Source organism: Microcystis sp. LE19-41.2A (assembly GCF_027530405.1).
In the GTDB taxonomy this organism is placed as follows: domain Bacteria; phylum Cyanobacteriota; class Cyanobacteriia; order Cyanobacteriales; family Microcystaceae; genus Microcystis; species Microcystis aeruginosa.
This window is the reverse complement of sequence record NZ_JAPZQJ010000250.1, coordinates 1-4,451: the sequence shown is the minus strand read 5'-3', so window position 1 is coordinate 4,451 and position 4,451 is coordinate 1. Positions and strand designations below refer to the sequence as shown.

At 41.7% G+C, this 4,451-nt stretch carries 6 protein-coding genes; 4 read left to right on the top strand and 2 right to left on the bottom strand.

Going from position 1 to position 4,451, the window contains the following annotated elements; genetic code table 11:
• Positions 1 to 297 (bottom strand): Uma2 family endonuclease (locus O9290_RS11075; RefSeq protein WP_271987681.1); only part of this gene is annotated, 297 nt, incomplete at its 3' end.
• Position 298: 1 nt separating this feature from the next.
• Positions 299 to 454, bottom strand: coding sequence for a CU044_2847 family protein (locus O9290_RS11070; RefSeq protein ID WP_002762885.1), 156 nt, complete (start codon positions 452 to 454; stop codon positions 299 to 301).
• Between the two features lie 514 nt (positions 455 to 968).
• Between O9290_RS11070 and O9290_RS11065 the strand changes: the two genes are divergently transcribed.
• The 4 genes from O9290_RS11065 to O9290_RS11050 all read left to right on the top strand — a co-directional run bounded on the left by O9290_RS11065 (position 969) and on the right by O9290_RS11050 (position 4,273).
• Positions 969 to 2,693 (top strand): diflavin flavoprotein, encoded by a 1,725-nt coding sequence (locus O9290_RS11065; protein WP_288055220.1) that lies wholly within the window; start codon positions 969 to 971, stop codon positions 2,691 to 2,693.
• A 483-nt stretch (positions 2,694 to 3,176) separates the two neighbouring features.
• Positions 3,177 to 3,611, top strand: coding sequence for a ribbon-helix-helix domain-containing protein (locus O9290_RS11060; RefSeq protein ID WP_002774994.1), 435 nt, complete (start codon positions 3,177 to 3,179; stop codon positions 3,609 to 3,611).
• Between the two features lie 5 nt (positions 3,612 to 3,616).
• On the top strand, positions 3,617 to 3,994 hold the full coding sequence (locus O9290_RS11055) for a DUF5615 family PIN-like protein (protein WP_002774995.1): 378 nt from the start codon (positions 3,617 to 3,619) through the stop codon (positions 3,992 to 3,994).
• Between the two features lie 114 nt (positions 3,995 to 4,108).
• A complete protein-coding gene (locus tag O9290_RS11050) occupies positions 4,109 to 4,273 on the top strand; it encodes a hypothetical protein (RefSeq protein ID WP_288055218.1) in 165 nt (54 codons plus the stop codon).
• Positions 4,274 to 4,451: the final 178 nt, after the last annotated feature.

The following is a 4,451-nucleotide window of genomic DNA, read 5'->3' as shown; positions in this document are numbered from 1 at the left end:
TGTGCCTTTTCCTTCATATAATGGTTTGTCTTTAATCACCATGACATCAGGATAAGTATAAAAGCGATATCTTGGCATCCATAACCGTACATCACTCATAAAAGCCCAATAATCTTGATTGTTAATCTTAGTCGGAAAATTTTTATAAAAATTACCAGCAATCAGATTATGATTGATTGTTGCTCCCGTCATAGGAATAATATCTCCATCTAGATATTCATTTTTGTATTCTGCTGTTTCTTCTAGCTGACAGTATTCTTCAGGTGTGTAATAGCGTTTTTCGATTTGAACTTGCATACTAACCTCCCTTATCTTGGTTAAATTGCCATTCAATAGCAACTTTAATATTAGCTTGTGCTGAATCTTTTGTCAGCAAAGGAATCACCGTTTTACCCTCAACTTGTAACCCAAATTCTAAAGTAACTTTACTGGGTGGATTGGATCGGGAAATCATGATAAGCTCATCTAAAAATATAGCAAATTATACAGACATCTAAGACAAGTAATAGAGTGTAGGCAAGGCACATGAGCCTTTCTTGTCTGAATCTGGCTGCTAATCTAAGAATAAGCGGTTTAAATGCGTCTTAGCTTATTAGCATTTCTTGTCTAATTCCCTGTTTCCGCCGAAAAGCGATCGCTAGTTGTCCAATTTAACTTGACTCGAGTGTATAACAGCCATTTCCCCACACAGATCCCTAGAGAGCGTTTCTCATAAAGATGAAGTATAAGCTAATTCGCTATCGACGATCGACTCCCACCTGAGCATTAAGATAACTGTTATCAGAACGTAGGTTGGGTTTCATGCTTCAACCCAACGCCAGATCATGTTGCGCTACCGCTAACCCATCCTACAAATAATTGTGCCTCCCTACTTATCAGTAATTATGGGAAAATAAATCCCCATATCTTATTTCCTCGTGGCACAATAGAGACAAAGTATAAAAAACTTAACAATAAGGAGGGGTTCGATGGTTGCTACACCAGTCAAAACAAAACGTCTTACCGTGCAGGTGGCCAATCTCACCGCAGACACCACCGCTATTCGTTCCCTCGATTGGGATCGCGATCGCTTCGATATTGAATTCGGATTACAAAACGGTACGACTTATAACTCCTATCTGATTCGTGGGGAAAAAATCGCCCTTGTGGATACCTCTCACGAAAAATTCCGTCAACTATATTTTGATAGTCTCAACGGATTAATTAACCCCCAAGAAATCGATTATTTAATTATCAGTCATACTGAACCTGATCACAGTGGTTTAGTCAAAGATCTGCTACAACTCGCTCCCAATATTACCGTCGTTGGGTCGAAGGTAGCAATTCAGTTTTTAGAGAATTTAGTTCATCATCCCTTTCAACGTCAACTGGTCAAAAATGGCGATCAGTTAGACCTAGGCAATGGTCACATTCTCGAATTTGTTAACGCTCCTAATTTACACTGGCCCGATACTATCTTTACCTACGATCACGGTTCGGGAATTTTATTTACCTGTGATGCTTTTGGAATGCACTACTGTTCCGATGATATTTACGATGAGCAATTAAGTGCTATTGAACCAGATTATCGCTTCTATTATGAATGTTTAATGGCTCCTAATGCTCGCTCGGTACTAGCGGCGATGAAACGGATGGAACCCCTAGGTAATATTAATCTCGTGGCTAATGGTCATGGACCAGTATTAAAACATAATGTTACTGAATTATTGACCCGTTATCGTGATTGGAGTCAAGCACAAACTAAGGCAGAAAAAACCGTCGCTGTTTTCTACATTGCCGACTATGGTTATAGCGATCGCCTCTGTCAATCGATTGCCAAAGGTATTACTAAAACTGGTTTGGCTGTAGAAACTTTAGACCTGAAATCCGCCGATCCCCAGGAGGTAAAAGAATTAGCTTCTTCTGCGGTGGGAATCGTCATCGGTACTCCCCCCGTTTCTGGTATTCATGCCCAAGAAATTACGGGTAATCTAGGCACAATTCTCGCCTCGGTTAACCCCAAACAATACCTCGGAATGTTTGAATCTCAAGGGGGTGATGATGAATCAATTTTACCTCTATTTAATAAGTTTCGTGAAGTTGGTTTAACCAAAGCTTTTGATCCCATTCGTAGCACAGAAACTCCTAACGAGAGTCTCTATCAACGCTGTGAAGAAGCGGGTACAGACATGGGACAACTATTAACCCAAGAGGTAAAAGTTAAACAAAGAAAATCCCTCGATACTGACCTCGATAAAGCCATCGGACGGATTAGTGGTGGCTTATATATTATTACCACCAAGAAAGGAGACAGAAGCGGTGCAATGGTCGCTTCTTGGGTGACGCAAGCAAGTTTTGATCCCCCCGGTTTTACCGTTGCTGTGGCCAAAGATCGGGCGATCGAGTCTTTAATGCAAGTGGGGGATCAATTCATTTTAAATATTCTGGAAGAAGGCAATTATCAAACCCTGATGAAACACTTTTTAAAACGTTTCGGACCTGGGGAAGATCGTTTTGCAGGAGTCAATACTCGCACCGCTAATAATGGTTCCCCAATTTTAGCCGATGCTCTCGCTTATTTAGAATGTGAGGTCGCTAGTCGCATGGAATGTGCTGACCACTGGATTGTTTACAATAAAGTCACCGATGGTCGCGTTTCTAAACCTGATAGTTTAACGGCTGTTCACCATCGCAAAGTCGGTAATTATTATTAGGATTTTTGCTTGATTTGACTGGTTGAGAAAATACAGATCAAGATGTTTGCTCTCAGCTTTTGAGATGGTTTAACCTCTCAACCAGTTGGTCATACTAAATCCGTTAAGTATAGGCTACATATCAGGATAGGCAATAGACAAAAGAAGTACAAGGGCATCCGAGGGGGTCAACGAGAGAATAAGGATTTTAGCGATTGTCTTACCCCCTCAGATGCTTATAGATTGTCACAACAATATAAATTTATCTTATGGTAATACTCAAAGAAAAGGTTTTTCTCCGCGCCACTACCTTGTACTAAATCTGGTTATTAAAAACTGATTATTTATTCCCCCTTTTGCCTTTTGCCTCTCCTCATAACTAGCCTGTACTCAACGGATTTAGTATTAGTCCTAATTTTTCGGTGAACGGTCAATTCTTTAATGGCATTGGCAGGATGAGTTGAGTTACACTGTAAACAGTGTAATTAAAAGTTAAAAAAATTGATGTCCCAAGTTGTTAGCACCAGACTGCCCGACCACACAGCAGAAAGACTGAAACGGTTAGCCCGCCGATTAGGAAAAACCCCTAGCGAAACCGGTGCGATTTTAATCGAGGAATCCCTCCGAGAAAGCGAGTTCCCCTATATTGAATTTCGCCATTCTCCTTTGGGGCGGCAGCCCTACCTAAAAAACTCCAGTTTGGCTCTGTGGGAAGTAATTCAAATCGCTCAAAGCTACGGACTAGATGAAGAAAAAACGGCGGCACATTTTCATCGACCCCTGGAATGGGTACGCTCTGCCCTGCTCTATGCCGAAGCCTATCGGTCCGAAGTCCAAACTGCGATTTCCGATGCTCAAGCGATGAATGAAACGACGATAAAGCGGCTCTTACCGCAATTGGAAACAATGACGGTTTCTGCTGATTTGAGCGGGGAATAGCTAAAATGCTATCTTTTTTATTGGATGAACATATTTCTCCGACGGTTGCCGAACAAATTAGTTATAAACGTCCAGAAATCTCGATTTTTCCCCTAATAACTTGGCAAAAAGGTAGATATTTGGGCTATTCGGATGAAATCGTCTTAAAAGCGGCGGCTGAAGCCCGATTAACTCTAGTAACCTACGACCAGAACAGTATTCCCCCGCTTTTGTGGGAATGGGGAGAAGCTTGGAAAAGTCATAGCGGCGTTATTTTTATCGATTATGAGTCTATTCCCCCTAGCAATTTCGGTCTTTTGATCCGTTCGCTTTTAGCCTTGTGGGAACTGCAAGGAAAGCAGGATTGGACTAACCGACTTGTTTATTTGAAGCCAAAAGTCTAATTCTTTTGGACAGATTGCGATCTGATGTGTTATATTAGTCAAAGGTGTGGCAGAAATGACTACAATTATCCATCGCGAAAAGACCTGATTTTTGTCTACGCATGGAGACGTAGTATGAAAATCACCAAAATCGCCGTCATTAAGGTTTCCGCCTTAGTTGTTTGTAATGTAGTCTCGGTAGTTGCACCGCACGATGCGATCGCACCTGCGGTAAACGTTCTGGTATGGGGATCGATCGAAATCTGCATCAACAACAGAAAGCCAAAAGATGAAAAATAAGTAGGGTCTGCTGAAAAAGTACGGGCGAAGCATTCGGATAGAAAATCTACGGTTTCACCGATAGGTTATTGTCCGAATGCTTCGCCCCTACAGGACGCGGGCCGATGAAGACGCAAGGTTTTGAACGACGATTCTCTCAAAATCTTGCACCTGTGAGAGCAAAACAGAACCCTAAAAC

Excerpts from the sequence above, each read along its gene's own strand:
- O9290_RS11070 (WP_002762885.1), bottom strand. The coding sequence starts at position 454 with ATGATTTCCCGATCCAATCCACCCAGTAAAGTTACTTTAGAATTTGGG.
- O9290_RS11065 (WP_288055220.1), top strand. The coding sequence starts at position 969 with ATGGTTGCTACACCAGTCAAAACAAAACGTCTTACCGTGCAGGTGGCC.
- O9290_RS11060 (WP_002774994.1), top strand. The coding sequence starts at position 3,177 with ATGTCCCAAGTTGTTAGCACCAGACTGCCCGACCACACAGCAGAAAGA.
- O9290_RS11055 (WP_002774995.1), top strand. The coding sequence starts at position 3,617 with ATGCTATCTTTTTTATTGGATGAACATATTTCTCCGACGGTTGCCGAA.
- O9290_RS11050 (WP_288055218.1), top strand. The coding sequence starts at position 4,109 with ATGAAAATCACCAAAATCGCCGTCATTAAGGTTTCCGCCTTAGTTGTT.